22 protein-coding genes are annotated in these 25,104 nt (G+C 56.2%); 4 read left to right on the top strand and 18 right to left on the bottom strand.

From position 1 onward, the window contains the following. Positions 1–240: 240 nt before the first annotated feature. Together PDUR_RS29585 and PDUR_RS29580 are read right to left on the bottom strand one after the other, a co-directional pair. On the bottom strand, positions 241–1,041 hold the full coding sequence (locus PDUR_RS29585; RefSeq protein ID WP_233277459.1) for an RNA-guided endonuclease TnpB family protein: 801 nt from the start codon (positions 1,039–1,041) through the stop codon (positions 241–243). After that, on the bottom strand, positions 1,029–1,559 hold the full coding sequence (locus PDUR_RS29580; protein WP_233277458.1) for a hypothetical protein: 531 nt from the start codon (positions 1,557–1,559) through the stop codon (positions 1,029–1,031). The genes PDUR_RS29585 and PDUR_RS29580 overlap by 13 nt, the downstream gene beginning before the upstream one ends. A 237-nt stretch (positions 1,560–1,796) precedes the next feature. On the opposite strand from PDUR_RS29580, the gene PDUR_RS01440 reads away from it, so the two are divergent. Continuing rightward, positions 1,797–3,074 carry an MFS transporter gene (locus tag PDUR_RS01440; RefSeq protein ID WP_407944275.1) on the top strand — a complete coding sequence of 426 codons (1,278 nt, stop codon included), beginning with the start codon at positions 1,797–1,799 and terminating at the stop codon, positions 3,072–3,074. Positions 3,075–3,265: 191 nt separating this feature from the next. Then, on the top strand, positions 3,266–3,586 hold the full coding sequence (locus tag PDUR_RS01435; RefSeq protein WP_042204762.1) for a hypothetical protein: 321 nt from the start codon (positions 3,266–3,268) through the stop codon (positions 3,584–3,586). A gap of 30 nt (positions 3,587–3,616) precedes the next feature. On the opposite strand, the gene PDUR_RS01430 is transcribed toward PDUR_RS01435, so the two are convergent. After that, complete coding sequence (locus PDUR_RS01430) at positions 3,617–4,861, bottom strand: stalk domain-containing protein (protein WP_042204761.1); 1,245 nt, start codon at positions 4,859–4,861, stop codon at positions 3,617–3,619. A gap of 265 nt (positions 4,862–5,126) precedes the next feature. Here PDUR_RS01430 and PDUR_RS01425 point away from each other — a divergent pair, with 265 nt between their 5' ends. Then, a complete protein-coding gene (locus PDUR_RS01425) occupies positions 5,127–5,576 on the top strand; it encodes a GNAT family N-acetyltransferase (protein ID WP_233277457.1) in 450 nt (149 codons plus the stop codon). A 93-nt stretch (positions 5,577–5,669) separates the two neighbouring features. On the opposite strand, the gene PDUR_RS01420 is transcribed toward PDUR_RS01425, so the two are convergent. From PDUR_RS01420 to PDUR_RS01350, 15 genes are all read right to left on the bottom strand, one after another. After that, positions 5,670–6,635, bottom strand: a complete 966-nt coding sequence (locus PDUR_RS01420) for an ABC transporter ATP-binding protein (protein WP_042204760.1) — start codon at positions 6,633–6,635, stop codon at positions 5,670–5,672. Beyond that, entirely contained in the window at positions 6,632–7,615 is a 984-nt protein-coding gene (locus PDUR_RS01415) for an ABC transporter ATP-binding protein (RefSeq protein ID WP_042204759.1), read from the bottom strand. Before PDUR_RS01415 ends, PDUR_RS01420 begins: the two co-directional genes overlap by 4 nt. Before the next feature lie 85 nt (positions 7,616–7,700). Further along, positions 7,701–8,981 (bottom strand): M20 family metallopeptidase, encoded by a 1,281-nt coding sequence (locus PDUR_RS01410; protein WP_042204758.1) that lies wholly within the window; start codon positions 8,979–8,981, stop codon positions 7,701–7,703. A 134-nt stretch (positions 8,982–9,115) separates the two neighbouring features. Then, the gene (locus PDUR_RS01405) at positions 9,116–10,726 is read right to left on the bottom strand and encodes an ABC transporter substrate-binding protein (RefSeq protein WP_042204757.1); all 1,611 of its coding nucleotides are present in this window, start codon (positions 10,724–10,726) and stop codon (positions 9,116–9,118) included. A 97-nt stretch (positions 10,727–10,823) separates the two neighbouring features. Next, entirely contained in the window at positions 10,824–11,708 is an 885-nt protein-coding gene (locus PDUR_RS01400) for an ABC transporter permease (protein ID WP_042208951.1), read from the bottom strand. A gap of 35 nt (positions 11,709–11,743) precedes the next feature. After that, positions 11,744–12,754, bottom strand: a complete 1,011-nt coding sequence (locus PDUR_RS01395) for an ABC transporter permease (protein ID WP_042204756.1) — start codon at positions 12,752–12,754, stop codon at positions 11,744–11,746. Between the two features lie 245 nt (positions 12,755–12,999). Further along, positions 13,000–14,538, bottom strand: a complete 1,539-nt coding sequence (locus PDUR_RS01390; RefSeq protein WP_042204755.1) for a PucR family transcriptional regulator — start codon at positions 14,536–14,538, stop codon at positions 13,000–13,002. A gap of 238 nt (positions 14,539–14,776) precedes the next feature. Beyond that, positions 14,777–15,406 (bottom strand): aspartate/glutamate racemase family protein, encoded by a 630-nt coding sequence (locus PDUR_RS01385; protein WP_042204754.1) that lies wholly within the window; start codon positions 15,404–15,406, stop codon positions 14,777–14,779. 28 nt (positions 15,407–15,434) lie between these two features. After that, positions 15,435–16,382, bottom strand: a complete 948-nt coding sequence (locus PDUR_RS28450; protein WP_042204753.1) for an aminopeptidase — start codon at positions 16,380–16,382, stop codon at positions 15,435–15,437. Positions 16,383–16,395: 13 nt separating this feature from the next. Further along, positions 16,396–17,094 carry an AroM family protein gene (locus PDUR_RS28445; protein ID WP_042204752.1) on the bottom strand — a complete coding sequence of 233 codons (699 nt, stop codon included), beginning with the start codon at positions 17,092–17,094 and terminating at the stop codon, positions 16,396–16,398. Continuing rightward, complete coding sequence (locus PDUR_RS01370) at positions 17,094–18,041, bottom strand: DUF1177 domain-containing protein (RefSeq protein WP_042204751.1); 948 nt, start codon at positions 18,039–18,041, stop codon at positions 17,094–17,096. Before PDUR_RS01370 ends, PDUR_RS28445 begins: the two co-directional genes overlap by 1 nt. Before the next feature lie 309 nt (positions 18,042–18,350). Beyond that, entirely contained in the window at positions 18,351–20,987 is a 2,637-nt protein-coding gene (clpB, locus tag PDUR_RS01365) for an ATP-dependent chaperone ClpB (protein WP_042204750.1), read from the bottom strand. 54 nt (positions 20,988–21,041) lie between these two features. Next, a complete protein-coding gene (locus tag PDUR_RS01360) occupies positions 21,042–22,031 on the bottom strand; it encodes a DnaJ C-terminal domain-containing protein (protein ID WP_052409896.1) in 990 nt (329 codons plus the stop codon). A 287-nt stretch (positions 22,032–22,318) separates the two neighbouring features. Next, entirely contained in the window at positions 22,319–22,765 is a 447-nt protein-coding gene (locus PDUR_RS01355) for an Hsp20/alpha crystallin family protein (RefSeq protein WP_042204749.1), read from the bottom strand. A gap of 139 nt (positions 22,766–22,904) precedes the next feature. After that, a complete protein-coding gene (locus PDUR_RS01350) occupies positions 22,905–23,492 on the bottom strand; it encodes a GNAT family N-acetyltransferase (protein WP_233277456.1) in 588 nt (195 codons plus the stop codon). Positions 23,493–23,600: 108 nt separating this feature from the next. On the opposite strand from PDUR_RS01350, the gene pdxR reads away from it, so the two are divergent. Further along, positions 23,601–25,007, top strand: a complete 1,407-nt coding sequence (gene pdxR / locus PDUR_RS01345) for a MocR-like pyridoxine biosynthesis transcription factor PdxR (protein WP_042204746.1) — start codon at positions 23,601–23,603, stop codon at positions 25,005–25,007. Positions 25,008–25,104 lie beyond the last annotated feature (97 nt).

The raw sequence follows: 25,104 nt of genomic DNA, 5'->3' as shown, positions 1-25,104 counted from the left end.
ACCTGCATTTGACACTTAGTATAGTCTACCTTAACAAAAACGATGAACGCAACCTGCGAATAATGGCCACAGCAGCCATTTCGCCTTATGATCAGCTTATACGGCCTAATCGGTTTCATGTTTCATGATTATCGAAATAGTGAACTCTCCCCCACTTAGCTTACGCATGAAGTGGGGGCTTCTGTTGGCATCGATACAGGGTTGCACACGCTGCGAGCTTCATGATTGAAGGCTCAGCGCCTATTGCACCCGAATGAGGGAAGCCAACGTCCAATACGTTCGTTTTGCCAATGAAGGGTCTTTTGCCTCCAAGGACAACCACATCTTTTCAGATGTGGCTTTGTGTAGGTTGCGCAGCACGTACCGTGCGCCGATGTTATACGAGGCATTAAGGTCCGCGTTATACGTTTTACCTGTTTGGAATACAGCAACATCACGCTTCGTGTTTCGTTGTACAAATCCACTGCCATCAAAAGCAAGCGCACTCGTATTCGCAGGGTTGACCATGGAAACCCGCATCCCCAGGAAATGCGCCATTTCGGTCACTTTCTTTTGGATGCGCCGTTTGGCCCAAAACTGGACTTTGGCTCGAAGCCGCTTGGCTCCCCACGTTCCTTTAGGCAGACGCATCTTGCCTAAATACTCCATGACAATGACATCTGCGCTGTGCTTTTGGGCAAAGGCGAGGATTTGATGCGCGGTATCGTGGACGATATGCGTCTGTAAGCCGTTCATCCGCCGCCAGAAATTCGGCTTTGCGCCTATGCCGGATTGACGCTGGGCTTGTTTCAGTTTGCCTGTGATTTGGCGCATCCGGTCTTTTTCTTTGGCTTGGTTGATAAATGTCCTCGCCAAGACAGTGCCGCTAGCATCCATCACGGAACAGACTGCAGAATTCGTTAATCCCAAATCAACGGCACACACCCGCTGCTTGGAACGTTCCGCCTGAGTCAACTTCACATCCCCTTCATAGGCGATATGAAGGGCATAGCGTTTTCCTTTTCGGACTAATGTGGGGCTGCATTCTTTCATGCTCCACACGTTACGTTTAAATAGGTCTTGCCCCTTAAAGGTAATGGGGAGCCATACCAAATCACCTTGATGTTGGCTGCCCGATCGGAGGTTCTGATGAACATATTGCCTCTATAGAAGCAAGGGAACGCCTGATGCTGAGCCTCAAGTGTCGGCGGTTTCTTCGAAAAGCGTTTCCCTTTTTGCTGGGCGTGTTGCCGCTCGGCTTGCCAAAGCTGAAAGCGGGAGTTATGACTTTTCACAATGCCAAACGCTTCTGCAATGGCACTCCTGCGGAAGTACGAAGGAAACTTGTAAAAGCGTTGATCGAACTCGGCGTAGAACGGATTCGGATTATGCCTGGTACGGTGAGTCAGCCGTTCTACCGCCGTCACCACCGCTTGGGTGGATAACGATTCTAAAGCCATAAACTGCTCTTGAATGACCGCAATCAAAAACGACAGCGCCTCTTGATACACATGGAGAGTCGCATCCAGCATGCGGTGGTGAGACGTGATTGGATGTTTGAGTGTTTTAACCACCTTCATGAGATGCGCCTCCATCACAAGTTTGATGGATCTAGTATAACACAAGAACGTATGTTTGGTGAAGCGAACGTGTCTAACCCCCACCTTCACTGTTGGCTTAGAGGTGGGGGACTGCGACACTAAATCGGTTCAAGTTAGAGTCGGCGCTTTCCCCGGACAGGCGGTGCCGTGTATAATACTAAAGATTGGCTGCCCCGCCTTGCGGCCGGCCGGATTACTTCTGTATGGAGGAATTCATTGGATACTCTGCCAAAAGAACTCAGTCAAACCAAAGCGCCTCCAAGCGCTTCGTCCAAACGCATATATATTTTTCAGCTGCTCACCGTCTTTATCGGATTTCTGATCTTCGGCTTCTCAGAAAATATCAAAGGCCCGGCCATTCCCCGCATCCAGCTCGAAATGGGTCTTGACGAGATGCGCATCGGCACGCTGCTGTCACTGAACTCGCTCGGCTATTTACTGGCCTGCTCCTTCACCGCCTACCTGATCCGCAAAATCGGTATCAAGGCCGTCTGCCTGCTGTCGTTCGGCTCCATGGTCGTATCCGGCGTGCTGATCTTCTTGTCCCGTAGCTATCCGGCGCTCTCCGGCTCCTTCTTCCTGATGTACATCGGCAACGGAATGCTGGAAATCGGGCTGGCCGTGCTCGGCGCGCGGATTTTTGTCCGCAATACCGGGACGATGATGAACCTGTCCCATTTCTTCTACGGGCTCAGCTCGACCGTGGCGCCGATGATCGCATCGGGGCTGATGACGCTGTCGATTGGCGGCCGGGCTATCGATTGGCGGGATGTTTACCTGCTCATTCTGTCGCTGGCCGTCCTGCCGATGATTCCGGCGATTGCGGGCAAATTCCCAAGCGGCGGTAATACAGAGGATGACCGGATTCCGCTGCGAACGATCGCTGCCGATCCCGTGATCTGGATGCTGATCGCTATTCTGTCCTTCGGCGTCATTTCCGAAATGGCGGTAGGAGGCTGGCTGGTCAACTTCCTGGAAAAAGCCTACGGCTGGAGCGGAACCGCTGCGGCGGGCATGCTGTCCGTCTTCTTCCTCTGCTTCACCTTCGCCCGGCTGTTTCTCGGTCCCGTCACCGATAAAATCGGCTTTACGCTGTCGGTTATCGTCTTCTCCGCCCTGTCCGGTCTGCTCACCTTCGCCGCCATCGCGGCTGGTGAACCGGGGGCGTTCCTGTTCGCGGCGGCGGGCATCGGCATCGCACCGATCTATCCTACCGTGATGGCGCTGATCGCACAGCGCTACCGTAAGGGCAGCGACACCGCCATTACGTTCATTGTCACCTTGATGGGCGTGTCCAGCGTCATCGGCAATTATCTGATCGGCGCAATCATTACCGGCATCAAGGACATTGTCGCTTCAAGCCGGGGTGCCGAGAACGGCCTGCTGCTCGGGCTTCAAGCGGGCTATGTGTTCATCGGCTTGTGCGCCCTGCTCTGCGCCTTGTCCGCCGTGCCGCTGTACAGGTACTTGAAAAAGCGGGGGGAGCTGTTGTAGGGGCTAGAATCGACGAGGGAGTGTAGACCAATGAGAAAATGGTTCTTATCCGGCTTTGTCGGATTGCTGGCTGACGTTATACTGACCTCCCGGATGTTACCGGCATACAAGAGAGCAGCGGCCCCAGCCCAAATTCTACCCCTGTCCAAAAGGAGCCGCCCGATTTTTTTAAAGCTGGAATATTTGTCAACGTGGAGAAGAGCAGTGAACCATTATTAAACGAAGAGATAAAAAGACTGCTGCAAACGGCGCTAACCTCCATGGCCAATAAGGACACGGAAGCGTTCCGCAACGTGTTTGCCGACGACCGATCGGGCAGCGCCCAGCTATATTTGTTAAACCGTGACTATGCTCTCAATCAGCTCGGCACCGTTAGGCAGGATCATGCGAGCCGTATAGAGGTTCAAATCATTGACAAAGTCAAGCAGGATGCCGGGGTAAGCGACCAATATCTATACTTCTATTTTGTCAAAAATGCTCAGGGCCAGTGGTTTCTTGGAGCGATTGATTAGCAGATCCGGCCTCCGAGCTATTTACTGCCCTTATTCCGCCACTTCCGCCGACAGGTTCGCCCAGGTAACGGAATCCGGGCCATATCCGAGGAAGGTCGTATAGGACAAGCCGTTTACATAAATCCGATATGAACCGGACTGAGAGAAGGTTACGCTCCTGCTGAACATCCCGTTTTTCACCGGAATTTCCTTTGTGGAAACCGTTGTAAAATCCTTTCTTATATCCCTCGCATCCGGTACATAGCGCTGAATCGTAACCGTCAATTTATTGATAGCCAGATTGGGCGGATTGATCAATTTGCCCGAAATCGTGAACGAGTCTCCGGACTTAAGTTTAAGGTAGCCGCCTGCCGGAGATTCCAGAGTCAAAAATTCTTTCCCTTCCTCTGTAATATTCACCGGAATCGCGGACGGGTCGCTTACATTGCGTCTGATCCGGATTCCTGCCGCTGCCATCCCTATGGAACTGATCTCGACCGGGTTGATGCCCGGCTCCAGCGGCATGGACAGCTGGATACGGTTATAGAGCGATCCGTCCAGAGAGATGTCCTTCCCCACAATCTTCCCTACCGAGCTGAACCAGACCCCCGAGCCGATTGGAGATCCGGCTCCCGGCGCATACAGCTCTTTGGCGTAGAGTACAGTAAACACTGCCTGATCTTCTCCCGTCTCCCAGTACGGCTGCAGTACCTGCGTCTTCTTCTCGCTCCATCTCCAGAAAAGCTGGCCGTTCTCCGTACCTGCCGACAGACCGAAGAAGGCCAGCGCGTGCACTGGAACATAGGCCGTGCCGCCTACTAACAGCGGCGCCGGAATCGTAAAGTTCTCCGCCGGCAGAGCCTTGCCCTGCCTATCATATACCCGGATCGAGCCGATGCGGAAATTCAGCTCTGCCCGCCGCGAAACGACCCGAACCTGCCGTTTCGCGGAATTCCAGTCAACGGAGGATACCGCTCCCGATTCGCCCAGCGCGCGCAGCGGTACATACAATCGGCCGTTTCGCTTTACAGGCGTAGCCGCCTTGACAGCCTTTCCATCCAGCGACGCTTCGCCGCCAGATAGATTAATTCTCATCTCATGCTTGATCAAGTTCAACCGGACCGCATCCGTGGAACTCACGGCGCCGGATGCCGTTAGTGCCGAAGCGGCTGGCACGACGGCTTCCGCGCCGGCGGCAGAAATTTTGACATCCCGGACCGGAATGATAACCGTTGCCGCCAAGAAAGCGAACGCTGCCAGCCATACTGCCGGTTTCGGCATTTTTTTAACCGTCATATACTTGCCTCCCCAAATAATTTCAAAAATATCCCATCTGATTAGACGATGAACGGCGTTAAAGGTTTCTTTCGAGCAACAAAACAGGGCTATCCCACTGCCTTACCGTCCTAGGGAAAACCCTGTATTTCTGTGCGAATGGCAGCGCCGAACTCCATTTCAAGGGGATGATCGCCGAACATCTTTTTCTCCCTAGCTAAAGATTGTCCAACCACCCTCCTATAATATGGTAATATAATTCAGAAAATCATGGGAGGTGCTATCTTTGAAGCATATTACAGTTAGAAAAGCCGAAATCGATGATATTGCAGGACTTTCCGAGTTATTCGTTGACTTTAATGGCAAAGAGTCTAATCTAACCGCAATGAAAAAACAGCTTGAAGTTATATCCGCTAATCCTGACTATTATGTTGCCGTCGCCTGCGACGGAGACAGAGTGATCGGCACTGCGATGGGAATTGCTTGTTACGACCTTGTTGGTGATTGCAATTCTTTTCTGCTGATCGAAAACGTAGTCGTACTGCCTCAGTACCGGGGTCAAGGGGTAGGAAAGCTGCTTATGCAAGCGCTTGAGGATTTTGGGGAAATCCAACATTGCAAATATGTCATACTGGTATCCGAAAGCAAACGTGAATCCTCGCATAAATTTTATGAATCCATCGGTTATTCCACTGACCAGAGAGGGTTTAAGAAACAGTTAATGAAGCATGTTTAGCGGGAAATATTAGAAGGGGCTGCCCCTCAGTAGTCTCAAAACTACTTATGGGGCAACCCCTTAATCCTGTCTTATCCCAATTATGCGCTGGCTTCACACATGATGGCAAGCCGCCTGCGTCCCGGGAGAAATCTCCCGGAGCGCCGGAACCTCCTGTCTGCAAATATCCGTCGCTACCGGGCAGCGGGTATGAAAAGCGCAGCCCGGCGGCGGATTCTCGGGGCTTGGAACATCCCCCCGCAGAATCACACGCTCTCGTCTTTGGGCCGGGTCCGGCACCGGAACCGCCGACATCAGCGCTTTCGTATACGGATGCAGCGGGTTCGCGAACAACTCCTTGGTCGGCGCAAGCTCCACCACTTTGCCCAGATACATAACGGCCACCCGGTCGCTAATGAACTTGACGACAGACAAGTCATGCGAGATGAACATATAGGTCAGTCCGAACCGTTCCTGCAAATCCTGCATAAGGCCTAGCACCTGCGCCTGAATCGACACGTCCAGCGCGGACACCGGCTCGTCGCAGACTACAAACTTCGGGTTCATGGCCAGCGCCCGGGCAATGCCGATCCGCTGGCGCTGCCCGCCCGAGAACTCATGGGGGTACCTATGGGCATGGTAAGGGGAAAGCCCCACCACCTCCATCAGCTCCGCGACGCGGCCCTTCAGTTCCGCCCCGGCCAGCTCCGGCATATGCGTTGCGAACGGCTCCTCCAGTGTCTGCCTGACGGTCCAGCGCGGGTCCAATGAGGCATACGGGTCTTGGAATACCATCTGCATTTGCGTACGCATTTTCCGGAGCGCTTCCGGTCCGAGCGAGCGCACATCGGTGCCATCGAACAAAATTGAACCGTCTGTCGGCTCGATCAGCCGCAGAATTGCCCGGCCGGTCGTAGACTTGCCGCAGCCCGACTCGCCGACCACGGCCAGCGTCTCGCCCCGCAGCACGGTCAGGTTGACGCCGTCCACCGCCTTTACGGCCCCGGTCTGCTTGGAGAACAGACCTTTGCGGATCGGGTAGTGCTTCTTTAAATCGCGAACTTCCAAGAGCGTGCTCATGACAACACCTCCCGCTTCTCATATAGGAAACACCGGCAGGAATGTCCCGTTTCGTCCTCAAGCAGCTGCGGTTCAGCCTGTTCGCACCGCTCGAACCGGTGAGGACAGCGCGGGGCAAACCGGCAGCCGGAAGGCATATGCAGCGGATTCGGAACCTGTCCCGGGATGGACTGCAGACGATCCGCGTCTCCCGCAAGCTGCGGCAGCGAAGCCAGCAGCCCCTGGGTATACGGATGCTTCGGATCACTGAACAACGTGGCGACATCCGTCTCTTCCACCACCTGACCGGCGTACATAATCACGACACGGTCGCACATTTCGGCGACCACGCCTAGATCATGGGTAATCATCAGGATCGAGGTCCCTTCCTTTTCCTGCAATTCTCGCATCAGATCGAGAATTTGAGCCTGAATGGTGACATCCAGCGCGGTTGTAGGCTCGTCGGCAATCAGCAGCGTCGGGTTACAGATCATCGCCATGGCAATCATAACGCGCTGGCGCATGCCGCCGGACAGCTGGTGCGGATACTGATCCGCAATTTTCTCCGGCCGTGGGATGCCCACCTTGGTCAGCATCTCCACCGAGCGCTTCCAGGCTTCTTTTTTGCCGATCTTCAAATGGTACCTGGCGGCCTCGGAGATTTGCTTGCCGATCTTGAAGACGGGATTCAGCGAGGTCATCGGCTCCTGAAAGATCATCGCAATCCGGTTGCCCCGAATGCCGCGCATCTCCCGGCGGCTGGCTTTCAGGAGATCCCTGCCCTCAAACCGGATCTCTCCGGCCGAAATCCGGCCGATTTTCAGGGGAAGCAGCTGCATGATCGACAGCGAAGTGATGCTCTTGCCGCAGCCCGATTCGCCTACAATGCCGAGCGTCTCGCCTTTTTTGATGCGAAGATCGACGCCGTCTACCGCCCGGATCATCCCTCCGGAGGTCTTAAATTCCGTTCTCAGTCCGGATACTTCCAGCAGTTCGGGCATGACTCCCCCTCCTTCTTGTTGCTCTGATCGTTATGACAGGTCTTAGTTTCATAATCCGCCGGGCTTCGGGAGCAGTACGGTTCCCCTACGCGTTCGGCGTTTCCTCCACGCCCAAATATTTCAGCGCCGTCAGCGCATAAACCTTGGCGGACCGGATAATCTGCCAGACCGGCGCTTTTTCGTTAAACGAATGGATAGTGGACAGCTCGGCCGGGCCGTACTGAAGCACGGGAATGTTATGCGTACGGAAATGGCGCGCATCGCTGGATGCCCACTGCAGAACTCCGTATGCCTCCTCGCCGCTGACCTCGGAGATGCTGTCCACAAGATGTTTCACCACAGGCTCTTCCGGTGGCGTCCAGTTGGCATTGCCCTGAAAACCAAACGGCTTAATATCGGTCTCGATGCCCGCCTCCAGCAGCAGCGATCCCGCGCGGTCCATCACCTGACGATAGTCAACGCCGAACGGAACGCGCGAGTCCACCTGAACCGTGCAGCGGTCGGCGACCACGTTGACTTTAGTGCCGCCCTGAATGGTGCCGATATTGACGCTAACATGATCGAACACCTGGTAAGCCAGACCTTCCGGCTCGCGTTCCTTGGCATACTGCTGGGAAATCGCGATAATGCTCTTGACCTCTTCGGGGATATTCGGTTCGATATCCCACAAGCGCTGAAGCGCTTCGATCCCTTTTGCGGCCTTCACGATGGCGCTCTCGCCGACGACCGGCGACAGGCTGCCGTGTCCCGGCGTCCCCTCGACGGTAAATTCGAACCAGCAGCTTCCTTTTTGCCCAATCGTCGGGTTCAGCGGACCGGACGGCTCGGCGATAACCGCGGCCGTACCCTCCACCAGTCCCCGCTCCAGTACCCAAGGAACGCCGAGATGCCCGCCGGTCTCTTCGTCCGGTACAACAAGCAGCGTCAGGTCGCCTCCCAGCGGAACGCCAAGCTTCGCCAGCAGAGATGCGGCGAACAGCACCCCGGCCAGCCCCGCCTTCATGTCGGAGGCTCCGCGTCCCAGCAGGTAGCCGTCCCGGATTTCCCCGCAGAAGGGATCGAAATCCCAGCGGTCCAAATCGCCGGCGGGAACGACATCGGTGTGGCCGCAGAAGATCAGCTTTTTGCCGGAGCCCGTTCTGCCGCTTCCTTTATAGGTTGATACCAAATTCAGCATTTCCGGAGTGGCGGCGTGAACCGTCGTCCCGATCCCGGATTTCGCCAAATACTCTATGATAAAATCGCTGATGTCTCTCGAATCCCCGGGCGGGTTCTCCGTTGGAAACTGAATAAATTTCGAGCAAAGTTCAAGAAGCTCCTCCTGACGGGCATCGATTTCATCAAGCACCTTTTGTCTCCAGTTCATAACCGGCTACAACTCCTTTGAATGATTGCCTGCGACTGCTCAGGCTTTTGCTATGGAAAAGAGGGCCGGACCGGCATTTGCATCCGGCTCGGCCGCTCTATTTTTAAGAAACCGTGAAGGATTCCCTATAATTATCAGTTCTTGGACAGCGGGTAGAAGCGGATAATCTCATCCGGGTAATAGACATAACCGCTGACTTTGGCGTTCATGCCGACGATCCGGTTGTATTCGTAGAGATAGCTCCATGGCGCTTCGGTTGTAATAATCTCCTGGGCTTTCTCATACAGCTGCTTGCGCGCATCCGCATTTGGTTCCGCGCTGGCCTGCTCCCAAAGCTTGTCTACTTCGGCGTTGCTGTAATTGTTATAGTTGGACGAACCTTTGCCGTACATCAAAAATCCGAGGTGATAGCCGGGATCGTTAACGAAGGAGGTCCATTTCGAGATATAGGCGGTCAGATTTTTCTTCTTTTGCATCTCCAGGAACTGAGCCCGGGCTACCTTGTTGATGTTCATCGTCACTCCGACTTTGGCAAGCTCGGCCTGAATGAGCACCGCGTCGTCTTCCCAATCCTGGAAGCCCGAACCCAGTGTCAGGTCAAAGCTGAACCCGTTTCCGTAACCTGCCTCCTGAAGCAGCTGCTTCGCTTTATCCAGGTTATGCTCGTACGTGTAGCCCTTGTCGGTGTATCCCGGCGTGTTGCTGGCAACGGCGCTCTTCATCTGTTTCGCTTGACCGTGCATAACATCGTTGATCAGCTGATCATAAGGAATCGCGTAAGCAATCGCCTGACGGACCTTTACGTTGTCAAAAGGCTTGACTTTGTTATTGAGCGCAAGGAACAGGATGCGGTTGCTGGCATTGGATTTCACGCTGAGGGCGCTGTTCGCCTGCAGGGAGGAAACATCCTTGGCCGGAATTTCGATGGCCATGTCCACATCGCCTTTATCCAGCAGCAGCACACGGTTGGAGGCTTCCTTGGTGAATTTCAGCGTAACCTTGCTGAGCTTCGGCGCCCCCTGCCAGTAGTCGGCGTTGGCGGTAAGCACGGCTTCACTCGCCGGGTCCCATTTCTCCACTGCGAACGGACCGGAGCCTGCGGTATTAGTTTTAAGGTAATCCGCGCTTTTGCCCTTCATGGCAACATCGTCAACAATAGAGAAATTGTAGAGGGCGATAATCTGCATAAACATATGGTTCGGCTTGTTCACAGCAATTTCAACGGTGGAAGGGTCTTTGGCGGTGACCGTCTTAATATCGGCCATCCCGTACAGGAAGCTGCCGGATTTCGAGTTCTTCACGCGGTCGAACGTGTATACGACCGAATCCGCCGTCACCGTGTTGCCGCTTTGGAACTTAACGCCACTGCGGAGCTTGAAAGTATAGGTCAGGTTATCGTCCGATACACTCCAGCTTTCCGCCAGCATCGGCTTGATCTCATCCGTGTTGGCGACGTCGGCGCCATCCACGGTTTTGACTCCATAGGTCACGAGCTGGTCGTAAGCGGCGATGACGAAGGTGTCGGAGGTCAGGTCGCTCGCCTCGGCGGGATCGAGTGTCGTTCCTCCTTCGGAGAACGCTACGGTAAGAGTCGATGAAGCGGCTGCCGGCTGCGCGGTTGCGCCGCTATCCGCGCCGGGGCTCTGGCTCGCGCTTGAGGCCGGCGGATTGGATTTGGGGGCACAGCCGGCCAGAACGACGCACAGAACCAGCAGCAGGGTAAGATGTTTGGTCATTTTTTTCATTCGAATTTCCCCTTTATCAATCATTTGCATTGCTGATAACCGAAGGATATTTCTCTTTCGCGGGACGGCCCGCCGGTGAGGCGGCACCCGCTTTCTTTTATCTGCCGGAACGGAGCCGCGGGTCCATGACGTCACGGAGTCCGTCGCCAAGCAGGTTGAAGCCCAAAATAGCCGTTGCGATGGAAAGCCCCGGAAAGGTCACGAGCCACCATTCCCCGGAAATGATATATTCCCGGCCTTCCGCGATCATGGCGCCCCATTCGGCGGTCGGCGGTTTGACGCCAAGGCCCAGAAAGCTGAGACTGGATGCGGTCAGAATGGCAAAGCCCATTCCGAGTGTAGCCTGAACCAGCAGCGGAGCCAGCGCATTGGGGAGGATGTGGCGCAGCAGAATGACGCTGTCTTTAACGCCGATGGACCGGCTGGCCTCCACATATTCTTTTTCCCGCAGCGATATCGTCTGGCCGTACATCAGCCGCCCGAATTCGGGGATGCCCACCACGCCCACCGCAATCATCGCGCTGAACAAGCCCGCACCGATGGAAGCGGCGATCGCCATGGAGAGCACCAGTGAAGGGAAGGACAGCAATACGTCGAGCAGACGCATAATGATGGTTTCCGTTCTGCCTCCGTAATAAGCGGCTATGCCGCCGAGCGGCACGCCGATGACAAACGAAATGCTCACGGCGATAAGCCCCGTCCAAATGCTGATGCGCGCTCCATACAGCACCCTGCTCAAAATATCTCTGCCGAAATTGTCCGTGCCCAGCAAATGCGCTCCGCCCGGAGGCTGCAGCTTGGCGGCCATATCGGGGACGTAAGGATTATATGGAGCGATCCACGGGGCGACGATAGCGGCGATCGTCCACAGCACGATAAAGCTTAGCCCGATCGCCGCGAGGCGGTTCCTAAGCAGCAGCCGAAGGAATCCCGCCGGTTTAGGAGCCGAGTCCGACTGCCCCTGAGAACTTGTCGTTGACATGACTGTCACTGCCGCAGCACCTCCTTCTGTAAGAATTATTCATAACGGATACGCGGATCGACCAGCCCGTAAATCAAATCCACCGCCAGATTAATCAAGCAGTACAGCACCGCGCTAACCAGCGTGAAGGCTTGAATGGGCGCATAATCAGCCGCCAGGATGGAATCGGTGATATAGCCGCCGACCCCGGGCCAGGAGAAGATTGTTTCCGTAATCACCGCGCCGCCCAGCAGATAACCGAACTGAAGACCGAGCACGGTCAGCGTCGGAATCAGGGCGTTGATCAGCGCATGCTTGCAGATGACAATCGACTCCCGCAGCCCCTTCGCTCTGGCCGTCCGGATAAAATCCTGGCCGATCACTTCCAGCATGCTGGAGCGGGTCATCCGGGCCACTATGGCCATTGTCCCGGTGCTGAGGCAGATGGCCGGAAGCAGAAGGTGGATAATACTGCTCTTTAGAGCGACGAAGTCCGCTGACAGCAGGCTGTCCAGAACATACAATCCGGTGATGTCCGTCGGCGGATTGAGGTCCCCGCTGATCCGTCCCATCGGGGGCGGCGCCCAGCCGAGCTTCGAATAGAAAATGTAGATCAGAATCAGACCGAGCCAGAAAATCGGAACACAGGCTCCGATCAGGGAGAACACCCTGGAAATATGGTCGATCACGGATTCTTTGCGGGTTGCGGCGATAATGCCGACAGGGATGGCTACAAGAATGGCGATCAGGATGCTGAACAGGGTTAATTCGACGGTTGCCGGGAACCGCGAGGCAAAATCGCTGGCGACCGAATGTCCGGTATGGTAAGCGTCACCGAGATCCCCACGCGCGAGCATGCCGAGGTAATCAATAAATTGGCTGTAAAGCGGCTTGTCCAGGCCCATATCCTGCCTGATTTTCTCAATAACATCCGGGGTCGCCTGCTCGCCGGCAAGCATCACCGCCGGGTCTCCAGGAAGCACGCGGGACAGTATGAAGGTTATCAGGATAATCCCCAGCAGCGCAGGGATCATCTGCCCGAGCCTGCGGACCGAATAGACTAACAATGGATCAACCCCTTTGCACGGCCGGCAGGACCCAGCCTGTCAAGTTAATTGTCTTACGAGGTAATTGTGCTCATTTTACAAAGATTACGGACAAGTCACTACGTCCCCTTTAACTAAAAAAGCAGCAGTTTGTTTGGTTGCTGCGGACGAATGTGGCACTGTCGTGTCATATTTTATAACACATAAAATTTTAAAATCCTCTTTTTTATATAAAAAACGACAAACTATATCCCGGAAACGGCAGATTACTCCACCGGATTTACGCGCATATAGTAATAAATCAGGCAGAGCTGGCAGACCAGCTGCTCCCTGGAATCGTTCAAATCAAAACCCGTAATATCCCGAATTCGCTCCAATCTGTATTTTACGGAATTGCGGTGGATAAACAGGCGGTTGGACGTATCGATGAGGCTCCCCCGGCTTTCCAGATAGTACAAAAAAGTACGCATAAGATCACCGTTATGCTCCTCATCGTACTGCCGGAGTTTACCCAGTTTGCGATTGAACAGCTCAGCGAATTCGGGGCCCTCCATCGCGTTCCCGAGCAGATCGTAGATCTCCACTTCCTCATAGCGAATGACAAATCTGCCTTGCCCGATCCGCCGGGACACGTTAAGCGCCTTGCGGGCTTCGTTGTAGCTGTCGTAGATCTCCCACAGACGCTTTTGTCCTCCCAGGCCAATCCGGCTTCCCGTAAGCCCCGGTAATTTGTCCGAAGCCCATCCCTCCAGCGTGTCCGCCCATGGCATCAACCGGTTCCGGTTGTCCTCCACCCGTTTGATTTCCATACTCGGCAAAAAAAGAACGGCCCGGTTGGAGCGAAACTCCACATGGGGGGACACGCGCCGGATTCTGGCTTCTTCCTCAAGGCGCCTAGTCAGCAGTTCCTCCTCACCCGCTGCCCATTCGCCTTCAATCACGGCCACTTCCCATAAATGCTCCACATTGAGGCCCAGCTTGCGGGCCCGCTGCTCGACTTCATGCCTTGGTGGAACCGGAGGCGTCAGCAGCTCGTCGATGAAATTTCCGCGCAGGCGCATTTCCGTATCCGCTACAATTTTGTTGCGCATCAGTTCAAGCGCGAGCACCAGCCTGGCCTGTTCGATTCCGACCAGTTCCATCTCGTCCAGCTCCTTCTTGTCCACCAGAAGCCTCGCGACATTGCGGCGGTCTACGTTAATGGCCCATTCGAGCGGCGTCCGGGACAGATCCCACGCTTGGCCTGCTGGCGAGGAGACGATAAGCTCCCCCTCGTTGTCGATCACCGCAACAGGCGCCCGGAGAAGACCTGCCACATTGTCGCTGACCGCTTGAATGCCACTGTTCTGAAGCACCATCGTGGTCAGTGTCCGGTACACCTCTTCCGAGCGCCTTAAGAGCGCCGCCTGGCGGTCCAGCACCCGCTCCATGATCGGCCTCGTAATATCCGTGTATGGGATTTCAGAAGGGACCTCGATGAGCGGCAGGCCCGTCTCGTCGCTGGCATCCAGCGCATCCTGCGGAATGCCCTTCAGAAATCGGGCGGGCTTGATGGCCAGAGCTGCTCCTCCTCCTTGGTCCAGTACCCGGATCAATCCCGCGAGCTCCGAAGGATTGTCGCGAATGGCATAAGCGGTGGTCAGCATCAGGACCCCTTCCTTGACCCAGCCTTTCAAATCGGGTACTTCCATTACATCGATGAATTGAACCACCCGGTTCAATCCCTGGCTTCCTGCAAGCACTCTGGCATTCCGTAAAATAGGAATTGCCAGCACTTCCTCGATCGTAATCCCTGTTTTATCCATGGTGGTCGGCCTCCCCGTAAGTTTTAATGCGATCCGCAGTGCAACTTTTTGAGAGCTAGTTTAACAAAGATAACGGGCAAGGAAAATGGAATGATTTTCAAGCTGAAAAAAATACGCCCATACATTGCGGTTTCCCGCAAGTACAGGCGCATGACTCCGCGTTATTTGTTGCGTTGGCAGGATGACGCGCGTTCCCCAGGCGAACGCGAAGACTCCATATATGGCAGCAGTCTCAGGTTCACAGACAGACGGCTGCCGCGGCTCCCAGCGAATAAATGGGATCGAAGGCCCGCAGTCCAAGCCGCCGCTCCAGTTCCTCCGCGAATCCGATCGTGGCGAAGCCCGTACAGGCAAGCACAATCCCTTCAGCTCCCTGTTCGGCCAGCTTGACCGCCGAGCGGAAGGAAGCTTCCCGGCCCGCTTCCGTACGGAGGTCCAGCGTGGTCATAACGCCTTCCGGCCGCTCCATCCCGACATACGCATCGCCCAGAATGGAGCGGATAAGCGGCGGCGTCTCCTCCAGAATAGTCAGCACGCCCAGTTTGTCCACGCTGGCAAGCCCGAGATGAGCCGCACAGGAGCCCGCGCCAAGCACCGGCACGTTCACCGCCTGCCTGCATTCGGCCAGGGCGGGGTCGGCGGCGCAGCTGATGCCGATGGCCCGGCAGCCCCTCTTCTCCAGCTCACCGGCAAGCAGGACGATCTTGGGGATGGCGAGTTCCTCGGTCCGCTCGTCGAAGACGCCTTCCGGCTGGTCTTCAATACAGGCGCTTGTCACTTCAAGCCCATATCTGCGCCGGATCAGCTCGCCGTGCAAATCGGCGTCCCTTTGATCCGGCAGCGTGATTACTCTGATTATTCCAAGCACAGCGGTCTTCCTCCTTCATGCGGCGTGTTCATCTAACGAGATTGCCTGCCGCAATGACTAGCTGGTCGTCCAGATAGACATCCGGCTCTTTCACGACAACATCAATATGCACTCCTGCTGAAATCTGGCCGCCGAAGGTATGATTATTGCCAAAGGCGACATGAATGGTTCCGTATACCTTCTCATCTTCCAGCACCACTCCGGTGATCCGCGCTTTGTCATTGGTGCCGATTCCGAACTCGCCGAGCAGACGGCCGTCTCCTTCGCCAAGCATCGACAGCAGCGCATCCGCGCCGTCTCCCTCTGCGGCTATCAGCCGCCCCTGCTCCACCGTCAGCAGCAGCAGAGAAGCCAGCGGTCCGTAGCCCGCCACGGAGCCGTCGGCCAGAAGAGAACCGGCTGCGGTTCCTTCCACCGGAGCGATATACGCCTCGCCGGACGGAAGATTGCCGGATTCGCCCGGCAGCAGATACAATCCCGTGCTGGGCACACCGTTCCTTCCCTCAATCGAGAAGCTTAAGGCATGCCCCGCCTTTTCAATGCGGACGCTCCGGCTTTCGCTCAGCTTAGCCGTAAGCGTGTCCGTCAAGGCCTTGACCTTCAGGTAATCGGCCGTGATGGCGCCGTTCAGGAACATATCCTCCGTCACGCCGGGCATCGTCGCCACCCTCGCCCCCGCAGCCGCAGCACGTTTGCGCGCTGCGGTATGGGTAAGCGAATACTCGGTGATGCAGACAACGGCGCTTGCCGCTTCCATTGCCGCAGCGACAGCCGCCGGCGGCTCCTCTCCCGACCTTGACCGCTCACTCATCACCATCAGCACCGCTTCCGCGCCAAGGAAAGCGCCGGCGGCGCGGACCGCTTCGCCCAGCATTTGCTTGCCATCGTCGGCAACGACCAGCAAAGATTCGCCGCCGCGCAGCCCTAAACAATCGGCCAGCATCTTCCGGCTTGCCGCTGCAATTTTATCATTCATCCCAAGCCATCCTTTATACCAAAATTTCGGAGACGAGCTTGCTCATCAGCGTGTTGGAGAGAATAACCGGCAGCCCGGAGGCGTGGGCTATGCTCTCCCTGTGCCGCTCCGTATATCCCATGCAATCCAGCAGCAGAACATCCGCTCTTCCTTGAAGGGCCCCAGCAGCCCTTTCGAAGTCCTCTTCCACTCCGGTATAGGGCGAGGCGGCGGCGAAGACGGGTCGGAGCCCGTACTCGCCGAATTTGTCCATCAGGCTGTCCGCCTGCTCTTCCAGCGGACAAATCACGCCAAGACGCCGTCCGCCGGCAAGAGCGGCCACCGCCGGGGTAAGTATCCGGTCCGGTTCGATCAGAAAGGACGAACGGGTCCGCAGTCCGGGAAATACGCCGGTGCAGAGCAGAAGAATCTGGCGGATGCCTTCTGCCTCCATAATGTCAATCTTCTCTTGAAGGATGGGAAGCACCTTGTCGCGGGCAACGACGGCTGCACCGCCATCCGCCAGTCTGGACGTTAGAGCGTAATCCCCCGGGCCGGGCGCAAGCCTGTCCTTGATCTCCTCCTCGCTCCATCCGTCAAGCACTCCCGCCTGAATGAGCCTGGCTCTGCCTTCAAGCTGCCGCAACAGGTAGGGAGCGACATCGTTTCTTGGCGCCTGTCCAATCGTAATCATCCCCAGCGCGGCGGATGCTTCGAATCCCGTGCGTATCATCAGCCGACCTGCGTCCCTTCTCCCTGAGTCTGAAGCTTCTTCATGGAACCGTACAGCGCCGTAATGCGGCTGAACTCTTCCGGATTATAGAAGCTGCAAGTGCCGGACGTCACTTCCTTGGCCGTCTCCACCGCAAAACGTACGGCCGAGGCGATATCGACCTCATGGCTGGCGCCGGTTCCGCATCCCGGAACAACAGACTGCGCCGTAACAGCCACTCCAACCACTGGAGCATCCGTGGCAACCGCCGGCTGAAGAATCGAGTTGATATGATACAATCCGTTCCCGTAAGGCGTAATGTCCTGAGTCGTTACAGGGAAAGTGACGGGCGGAATGCCCGTGGTCATCTCCATAATACGCAAAAGATCCTCACTGACGCGAAGAATATAACCCTCCTTCACCGTCGGTGAGATGGCAATACCTTTATGATTGACGACCCGATTGCCTTTGGTCGTGTCAATGGACAAAATCGCTTCCATCTCCGGCATGATTTCATAGCGGTTCATCACAAGAATATCTACCGGAGAATCCATGAAATCAACGGGTTCATGCGGCAGCGTAGGGGCATCCGGACAAATATGCGTCGTGATGATTACATCTCCGGGCAGCGAATCTCCTTTAGCCTGCATGGCCGCTAGCTTCAAAGCGGACGCGACCGCCGCGACCGCGCCGTCCGCATCGGAGACAATACCAATCCGGCTCGGCCGCGCGCCGATTCCCCCGAGACGGCCCACAATACCGAATGTCGGGGCGCTGCCGCCCTTGCTTTTGCCATCCTTACCCGGAATCAATATTTTAATAAAATCGGTGCTGCCTTTGTCGCCTTTCACCGTGGTTACGCTAACGGAAACTCCCGGGAAACCGGCGAACAGTCTGCCCACCGCCTCCCCGTTCACGAATGCACTGTCGAGCGCTTCAAGCACAGTCAATGTCTGCATTAATGCCATGAGGGTTCCTCCTATGCTCCTGGTTAGTATCCCATTTTTTGTTCACCGTTATAGCAGTCGATTTCCATCTGAAAGCAACGGAATAATGAGTTTAACCCATGGTACCGCAGGAGAAAGAACCCGGACAATGTGCCCTCTTACCAAAAGCGAATGGGGTTTCTTGTCCTGTGAGGATAAAATCCGGCGATTTCCTCTCATTTCATTTCATATGATGTTAAATAATATACCACACAAAAAAACAGGGCCCTCCCTTTTACCTTGAAGGTTTCGGGAAGTCCCTGTTCGTTTGAGGATATGTCTGAGCCGGTGTTACGCTTTGCCAATCGGCGCCGCTTCCGGCTTCTCGATTACGACCGTCAGTTCTCCGTCCGACTCGCCGACCTTCAGTACGGAGCCTTCGCCCGCTTCGCCGGAGATCAGCGCCCGGGCGACCCGGGTCTCCAGGCTGCGCTGGATGAACCGCTTCAACGGTCTTGCGCCGTACACGGGATCGAAGCCCTCCTTCGCGATAAAGCGCACCGCTTCGTCCGTCAGGACAAGGCCGACCTGGCGCTCGGCCAGACGTCCCCGCAGGCCGTCCACCAGCTTGCCGACGATCTGCCGGATTTCATCAAGCGACAGCGGCTTAAACATGACGATGTCGTCCACCCGGTTCAGGAACTCGGGGCGGAAATGACCGCGCAGCTCGCGCATGACGCGCTCCTTGACCGCAGGCGTGAGATCGCCGTTGTCGTCGGTGCCCTGAATCAGATGAGGCGAGCCGATGTTCGAGGTCATGATGACAATCGTATTCTTGAAATCGACGATCCGCCCTTGCGAGTCGGTCAGGCGGCCGTCATCGAGCAACTGCAGCAGGATGTTGAACACGTCCGGGTGGGCCTTCTCCACTTCGTCCAGCAGGACGACCGTGTAAGGCTGGCGCCGCACCGCTTCCGTAAGCTGGCCGCCCTCCTCGTAGCCGACATATCCCGGAGGCGCGCCGACGAGACGGGACACGCTGTGCTTCTCCATGTACTCCGACATGTCGATGCGGATCATGCCGTCCTCGCGGTCGAACAGCGCCGCCGCCAGCGCCTTGGCCAGCTCGGTCTTGCCGACGCCGGTCGGGCCGAGGAACAGGAATGAACCGATCGGCCGGTTCGGGTCCTTGATGCCCGCTCTCGCCCGCAGCACGGCATCGGACACGAGCGACACCGCTTCGTCCTGGCCGACGACGCGCTGATGCAGCGTCTCTTCCAGCCGCAGCAGCTTATCTCGTTCGCCCTCGACGAGCCTGCTGACGGGAACGCCGGTCCAGCGCGAGACGATATCGGCGATTTCGTCCTCGGTTACCGCCTCGCGCAGCAGCCGTGACTCGCCGTCCTGCTGCGCCGCTTCCTCCGCCGCCTTTACCTGCCGCTCAAGACCCGGGATGATGCCGTAGCTCAGCTCGGCCGATTTGTTCAGGTCATATTCTTCCTGGGCACGCTCCAGATCCATGCGCGCCTGCTCCAGCTTTTTCTTCAGCTCGCGGACGCCGGAAATGGCCGACTTCTCCTTCTCCCAGCGGGCTGTCATTTCAAGGTGCTTCTCTTTGAGATCGGCCAGCTCCCGCTGGAGTGACTCCAGACGGCGCCCACTGGCGTCGTCGGTCTCTTTTTTGAGCGCCGCTTCTTCAATCTCCATCTGCATCAGCCGCCGCGTCACTTCATCCATTTCGCCCGGCATGGAGTCAATCTCCGTCCGGATCATCGCGCAGGCCTCGTCAACAAGGTCAATCGCCTTGTCGGGCAGGAAGCGGTCGGTAATGTAGCGGTTCGACAATACACCCGCCGCGACCAGCGCACTGTCGTGGATTTTGACGCCGTGATGCACCTCGAACCGCTCTTTCAGGCCGCGCAGTATTGAGATCGTATCCTCGACGTCTGGCTCGCTGACCATGACCTGCTGGAACCGGCGTTCCAGCGCCGGGTCCTTCTCGATGTACTTGCGGTATTCGTCGAGCGTCGTCGCGCCGATACAGTGCAGCTCGCCCCGGGCCAGCATCGGCTTCAGCATGTTGCCCGCATCCATCGCGCCTTCGGTCTTGCCCGCGCCGACAATCGTGTGCAGCTCGTCGATGAACAGGATGATCCGGCCGTCGCTTTCCTTGATCTCCTTCAAGACAGCCTGAAGCCGCTCCTCGAACTCGCCCCGGTACTTCGCTCCAGCGACAAGCGCGCTCATGTCGAGGGAGAAAATCGTCTTGTCCTTCAATCCCTCCGGCACGTCGCGGCGGACGATCCGGTGGGCCAGGCCTTCCACGATCGCCGTCTTGCCGACGCCCGGCTCGCCGATGAGCACCGGATTGTTCTTCGTCTTCCGGGAGAGAATCCGGATGACCCGGCGGATCTCGCCGTCACGGCCAATGACGGGATCAACCTTGCCCGCGCGCACTTCGGCCACGAGGTCGCGGCCGTATTTCTCCAGCACCTCGTAGGTCGCTTCCGGCTCCCGGCTCGTCACCCGCTGGTGGCCGCGAATTTCCGCCAGAACCTGAAGCAGCTTCTCGCGCGTCACGCCCTGGGCTTCGAATATACGGCGGATATCCGCATTCCCGCCGCTGCCGGATACCATCGCCAGCACGGCATGCTCCACCGCCACGAATTCATCCTGCATAGCCGCCGCTTCCTTCTCGGCCTGTTCCAGCGTGGCGATCAGCGCGGGTGAGGCGTACCGCCGCACCGTTCCGGCACCCGCGCCGCCGACAGAGGCCCTGCGCCGGAGCAGCTCATCCGTGCGGCGGAGCAGTTCGTTCACCGGCACGTTCATCTTTTGCAGCAGCCGGGGAAGAAGCCCCTCATGCTGTTCAAGCAGCTCTTTAAGCAGATGCGGGTTATCGATTTCCTGGTGACCTGCCCCCGCAGCCAACGACTGCGCAGAAGCGACCGCTTCCTGCAGCTTTTGCGTTAATTTATTGAAGTCCATTCTGCCTCATTCCCTTCTTGGATCGTTGTTCTTCAGTCCGCCTGCTGTATCCGTTCACCCGGCCGCTGTCCTTCCGCGCCTGGAATCCGTACTCCGCTTCTTGGCCCCTGCCTGAAAACCGGAGGTCTGCTCAAGCTGCCGGTACAGCTGCTTCTCCGCCTCGCTTACCGATTCGGGAACCGTGATCTCGATATCAAACAGCACATCGCCATTCGTTCCGTTCTCCCGCTTCAGCCCTTTACCCGGTATCCGCAGCGTCCTGCCGCTCCGGATGCCTGCCGGAATCTTCAGCTTAACCGCGCTTCCGTCCGGCAAAGATACCTTCGCTCCACCGCCAAGTACGGCCTGCCATGGAGCAATTTGCAGGATTCCCCGCAGGTCCCCGCCGCTTACTTCATAAGTGTCATGGGCGCGGATATGCAGGACGATCAGTATATCGGCTACTCCTTGGCGTTCGCGTTCTCCGCTTCCAGGTACAGGAACCGCTGAACCGTCACCCGAGCGCGGCGGGATGTTCACGGTCACCGTCCGCCCTCCGGCCTGAACGGTGACGCTGCCGCCTTTATAGGCCTGCTCCAGCGTAATGTCGAGCTGGGCTTCCATCATGCCGCCCATACCTTCCATAGCGCCCATGCCGCTGGCTCCCGGACCTCTTCCGCCCGAGAAAAAGTCGAAGCCCGCCCGGCTGTCCGCTCCCCTGCCGCCGAAGAACATCTCAAACAGATCGCCGCCCGGAATGTCCTCGCCGCTGAAAGAATAGCTGCCGTTCCAGCCCTCGCCGAACGGCGATTCCCACCCGGCTCCTCCGCCCGATGGTCCGCGCCCGAAGCCGTATTTTAGAGCTTCGTCGTAGGCTTTCCGCTTCTCCTCGTTCCCAAGCGTTTCATACGCCTCGGCTATTTTTTTGAACCGTTCCTCCGCTTTCGGGTCCTTGTTCACATCGGGATGCCACTGCTTGGCGAGCTTCTGGTACGCCTTTTTGATCTCCTGTTTGGGCGAATCCTTGCTGACGCCAAGCACACTATAGAAATCGGATTCCGCCATCCGGGCCCCCTCCCTTCTCCTCTATTCATTATTTCCCCGTTTTCCCGGCACTGTAATCCGAATCCGCGTCAATGCTCGAACCGCTTCCCAAGAAGAAACGGCGGCGCCGTCCTCGCAAGAGAGGAGGGCATCCGTTTCTCGTAGAAATATAAGACCAAACGATAGGCGCGGAGCTTATACAGTCTTATATTTTAAAAAAAGCGCATTATAGCCGGAAATCCATCTACAATGCGCTCCTCGTATATATTATTCAACACTTTACATGTCTTTCATTACCGCTTTCGGCATTATTCGCCGTCCTGAATCTCAATGTGTCTGCCCTGCGGTTTCTGCCGCTTCGGCACTTCAAGCATCAGCAATCCGTCCTTCAGCGAAGCGCGGATGCCCCCTTCTTCGATGTCCTGCACATAAAATCTACGCACATACTCGCCGTACCGGCGTTCTTTGCGGACAATCTGCCGTCCTTGATTTTCCTCGGAGGTTTCTTCCTTCCGCACAGCCTTAATCGTCATATACGGCGCTGTGTAATCAATCGCGATATCTTCTTTGGCAAAGCCCGGCAGCTCAGCTTCGATATGGTAGGCATTGTCGCTTTCGCGGATATCGGTACGGAAAGACAAAGTGGAATTCTTGAACGGAGCAAAAAAGTCATCCCCGAACATGTCATTCAAGGACTTGGTCAGTTGGCCAAAAGCCTCTTCACGCCGTTTACCAAAAGGAACCAAATCAAACATCTTTCATTCCCCTTTCTTGACTTTGACTTTATTTGACCTTATGCCTTTATTATAGACCCTGCCCCTCTGATGCTCAAAACCGATTTCAACGCAAAAAACGCCGAATTCCGGCGTCTTCAGGCATTTTTAATGCAAAATTTTAGTGTATTGATTGATTTGACCTTTTTTGACCTTTAGTGCGGAACTTCTTCCTGTATTCATCTTCCAGCAGGCTCATCGTAATGATGTCATGGTATTCATGATCATAATACAGAGCTTCTCGGCGCACGCCCTCTTTCGTAAAACCGAGTCTCTCGTACACATGGAGCACGCGTTCGTTGTACGAATATGCTTCAAGCTCAATCCGGTGCAGATTCAAAATGCCGAAGCCGTATTCCAGCATTAGCAGCAGCGCTTCCCTCCCATAGCCCTTGCCCTGCTGGTGCTCTTCGCTTACGGCAATGCGGATATTTGCGTTCCGGTTCATCCGGTCGATGTCCTGAATCGCGATATCGCCGATCGTCTTGTCATTTTCGTTCAGAGCGATGAGCAGCAGCACGGCGGAGGCATCATCCGCTTTTTCCAGAACATAGCGTTCGATCTGCTCCTTGGTGTACATCTTCTGCGTCCCCGTCAGTCTTCTCGTCTCACTGCCTTCTAGCTGATGATAGTACCACTCCGCGTCTTCCGCATTAATCGGGCGTAAATAAACCCGTTCTCCCGTCAAAAATCTGGCTGCCGCATGCATTAAGTTCATCTCCCATTTTCTAAGATAATGCTATGGTATTACATAACTGCATCCCTTAAAATGTACAAATCCGATAAATTTTAAAGGACAGATGAAGGAGAAAAAGATATGCTGATCTTCCCCAGCTTGAATGATCCTGGAAACGAACCCCTCTATATTCAGCTCTACGAATTCCTCAAGGGGGAAATTATGAACGGCAGCCTTCCCGGAGGCGCGCGGCTCCCCTCGATCCGGTCGGCCGCTGCCCAGCTTCATATCAGCGCCACGCCGATCGAAACCTCCTACCAGCAGCTCCTCGCCGAAGGCTTTATCACCAGCAGGCCTAAGAGCGGCTATTATGTGCGGGCCATGCACACCTATGATTCAGCGGAACCGCGAAGGGCCGCTCCGGTGTCCTATCGGGTCACAGCCCGGGATGACCGGGAGTATACCTATGATTTTCACCAATCCAAAAATGACTTTACCCTATTCCCGCATAAAATCTGGAGAAATCTGCTGCAGGAGCAGGTAGGGCGGGGAGATATTCTGCATTACGGCGATCCGCAGGGCGAACCCGCCCTGCGGGACAGCATCTCCTCTTATCTGCGCCAATTCCGCGGGCTTCGCTGCACTCCGGAACAAATTGTGATCGGCGGTGACCAGTATACGCTGTCCTCCCTGCTCGCCCTGATGCTTAGCGAGCGTTCGGACAGTCTAGGGTTCGAGGACCCCGGCTATCATCTGGTCCCTTCCACCTTTCAAAGACATGGGTTTCGCACCGTGCCGCTGCCGCTGGACAAGGACGGCTTGAATGTGGAGCACCTGATCGGGAGCGGAGCGCAAGTCCTGTATGTCTCGCCTTCTCATCAATTTCCCTGCGGGATGACGATGCCGATTGCGCGCCGGATGCAGCTGCTGGAGTGGGCGATGAACAGCGGCGGCATTCTGATCGAGGATGACTACGACGGTGAATTCCGCTATCATGGAAGGCCGGTTCCTTCCATGCAGGGACTGGCGGAGCACAGTCCCGTCGTTTATATGGGCAGCTTCGCGCAATCTGTGTCGCCTGCGCTCTGCCTGCATTATATGGTTCTGCCCGAAGCTCTCCTTCCGGCCTATTACCGCCTGAAGAACGAACTGTACCTGGAGCACTCGGCTTCCAGGCTGAATCAAATGGCGCTGCATGATTTTATGGAGCGGGGACATTTCGGCAGGCATCTGCGCCGGATGCGCCAGCTCTACGAGCGCAAGCACGACGCCGTCATCCGGTCGGTGAAACGCCATTTCGGAGAAACGGCGTCACTGTCCGGCAGGAACGCCGGGTTTCACCTGCTGCTTACCGTCAAGAGCAGCGGCGCAGAGGAGGAGCTTGCAGCGGCGGCGAGGGAGGCCAATGTCCGGATCGCTCCGATGGGCTATACCTGGTGGAACCAGCCAGCCTGTACGGAGCCATCGTTTATTCTTGGCTTCGGAGGAATACTTGAGGAGCGCATTGACGACGGCATCAAGGCGCTGAAAGAAGCGTGGCTGGAATGAACAGATCTGGTCACCCCCTCGTTATGAAAGCATTTAAATTAAGTTTAAATATGGTGTTGCATTATTTAATGGAGTATGATATGGTTAATTCATTGGA

Source organism: Paenibacillus durus (assembly GCF_000756615.1).
Lineage (GTDB): Bacteria > Bacillota > Bacilli > Paenibacillales > Paenibacillaceae > Paenibacillus_AQ > Paenibacillus_AQ durus.
This window is presented reverse-complemented; position numbering and strand designations above follow the sequence as displayed.

Bases quoted from the DNA above. Each gene is read 5' to 3' on its own strand.
- PDUR_RS01355 (WP_042204749.1), bottom strand. From the start codon at position 22,765: ATGTTTGATTTGGTTCCTTTTGGTAAACGGCGTGAAGAGGCTTTTGGC.
- PDUR_RS01430 (WP_042204761.1), bottom strand. From the start codon at position 4,861: ATGACGGTTAAAAAAATGCCGAAACCGGCAGTATGGCTGGCAGCGTTC.
- clpB (WP_042204750.1), bottom strand. From the start codon at position 20,987: ATGGACTTCAATAAATTAACGCAAAAGCTGCAGGAAGCGGTCGCTTCT.
- PDUR_RS01415 (WP_042204759.1), bottom strand. From the start codon at position 7,615: ATGCCCGAACTGCTGGAAGTATCCGGACTGAGAACGGAATTTAAGACC.
- PDUR_RS01400 (WP_042208951.1), bottom strand. From the start codon at position 11,708: ATGTCAACGACAAGTTCTCAGGGGCAGTCGGACTCGGCTCCTAAACCG.
- PDUR_RS01390 (WP_042204755.1), bottom strand. From the start codon at position 14,538: ATGGATAAAACAGGGATTACGATCGAGGAAGTGCTGGCAATTCCTATT.
- PDUR_RS29580 (WP_233277458.1), bottom strand. From the start codon at position 1,559: ATGAAGGTGGTTAAAACACTCAAACATCCAATCACGTCTCACCACCGC.
- PDUR_RS01360 (WP_052409896.1), bottom strand. From the start codon at position 22,031: ATGGCGGAATCCGATTTCTATAGTGTGCTTGGCGTCAGCAAGGATTCG.
- PDUR_RS01405 (WP_042204757.1), bottom strand. From the start codon at position 10,726: ATGAAAAAAATGACCAAACATCTTACCCTGCTGCTGGTTCTGTGCGTC.
- PDUR_RS28450 (WP_042204753.1), bottom strand. From the start codon at position 16,382: ATGAATGATAAAATTGCAGCGGCAAGCCGGAAGATGCTGGCCGATTGT.
- PDUR_RS28445 (WP_042204752.1), bottom strand. From the start codon at position 17,094: ATGATACGCACGGGATTCGAAGCATCCGCCGCGCTGGGGATGATTACG.
- pdxR (WP_042204746.1), top strand. From the start codon at position 23,601: ATGCTGATCTTCCCCAGCTTGAATGATCCTGGAAACGAACCCCTCTAT.
- PDUR_RS01370 (WP_042204751.1), bottom strand. From the start codon at position 18,041: ATGGCATTAATGCAGACATTGACTGTGCTTGAAGCGCTCGACAGTGCA.
- PDUR_RS01410 (WP_042204758.1), bottom strand. From the start codon at position 8,981: ATGAACTGGAGACAAAAGGTGCTTGATGAAATCGATGCCCGTCAGGAG.
- PDUR_RS01420 (WP_042204760.1), bottom strand. From the start codon at position 6,635: ATGAGCACGCTCTTGGAAGTTCGCGATTTAAAGAAGCACTACCCGATC.
- PDUR_RS01350 (WP_233277456.1), bottom strand. From the start codon at position 23,492: ATGCATGCGGCAGCCAGATTTTTGACGGGAGAACGGGTTTATTTACGC.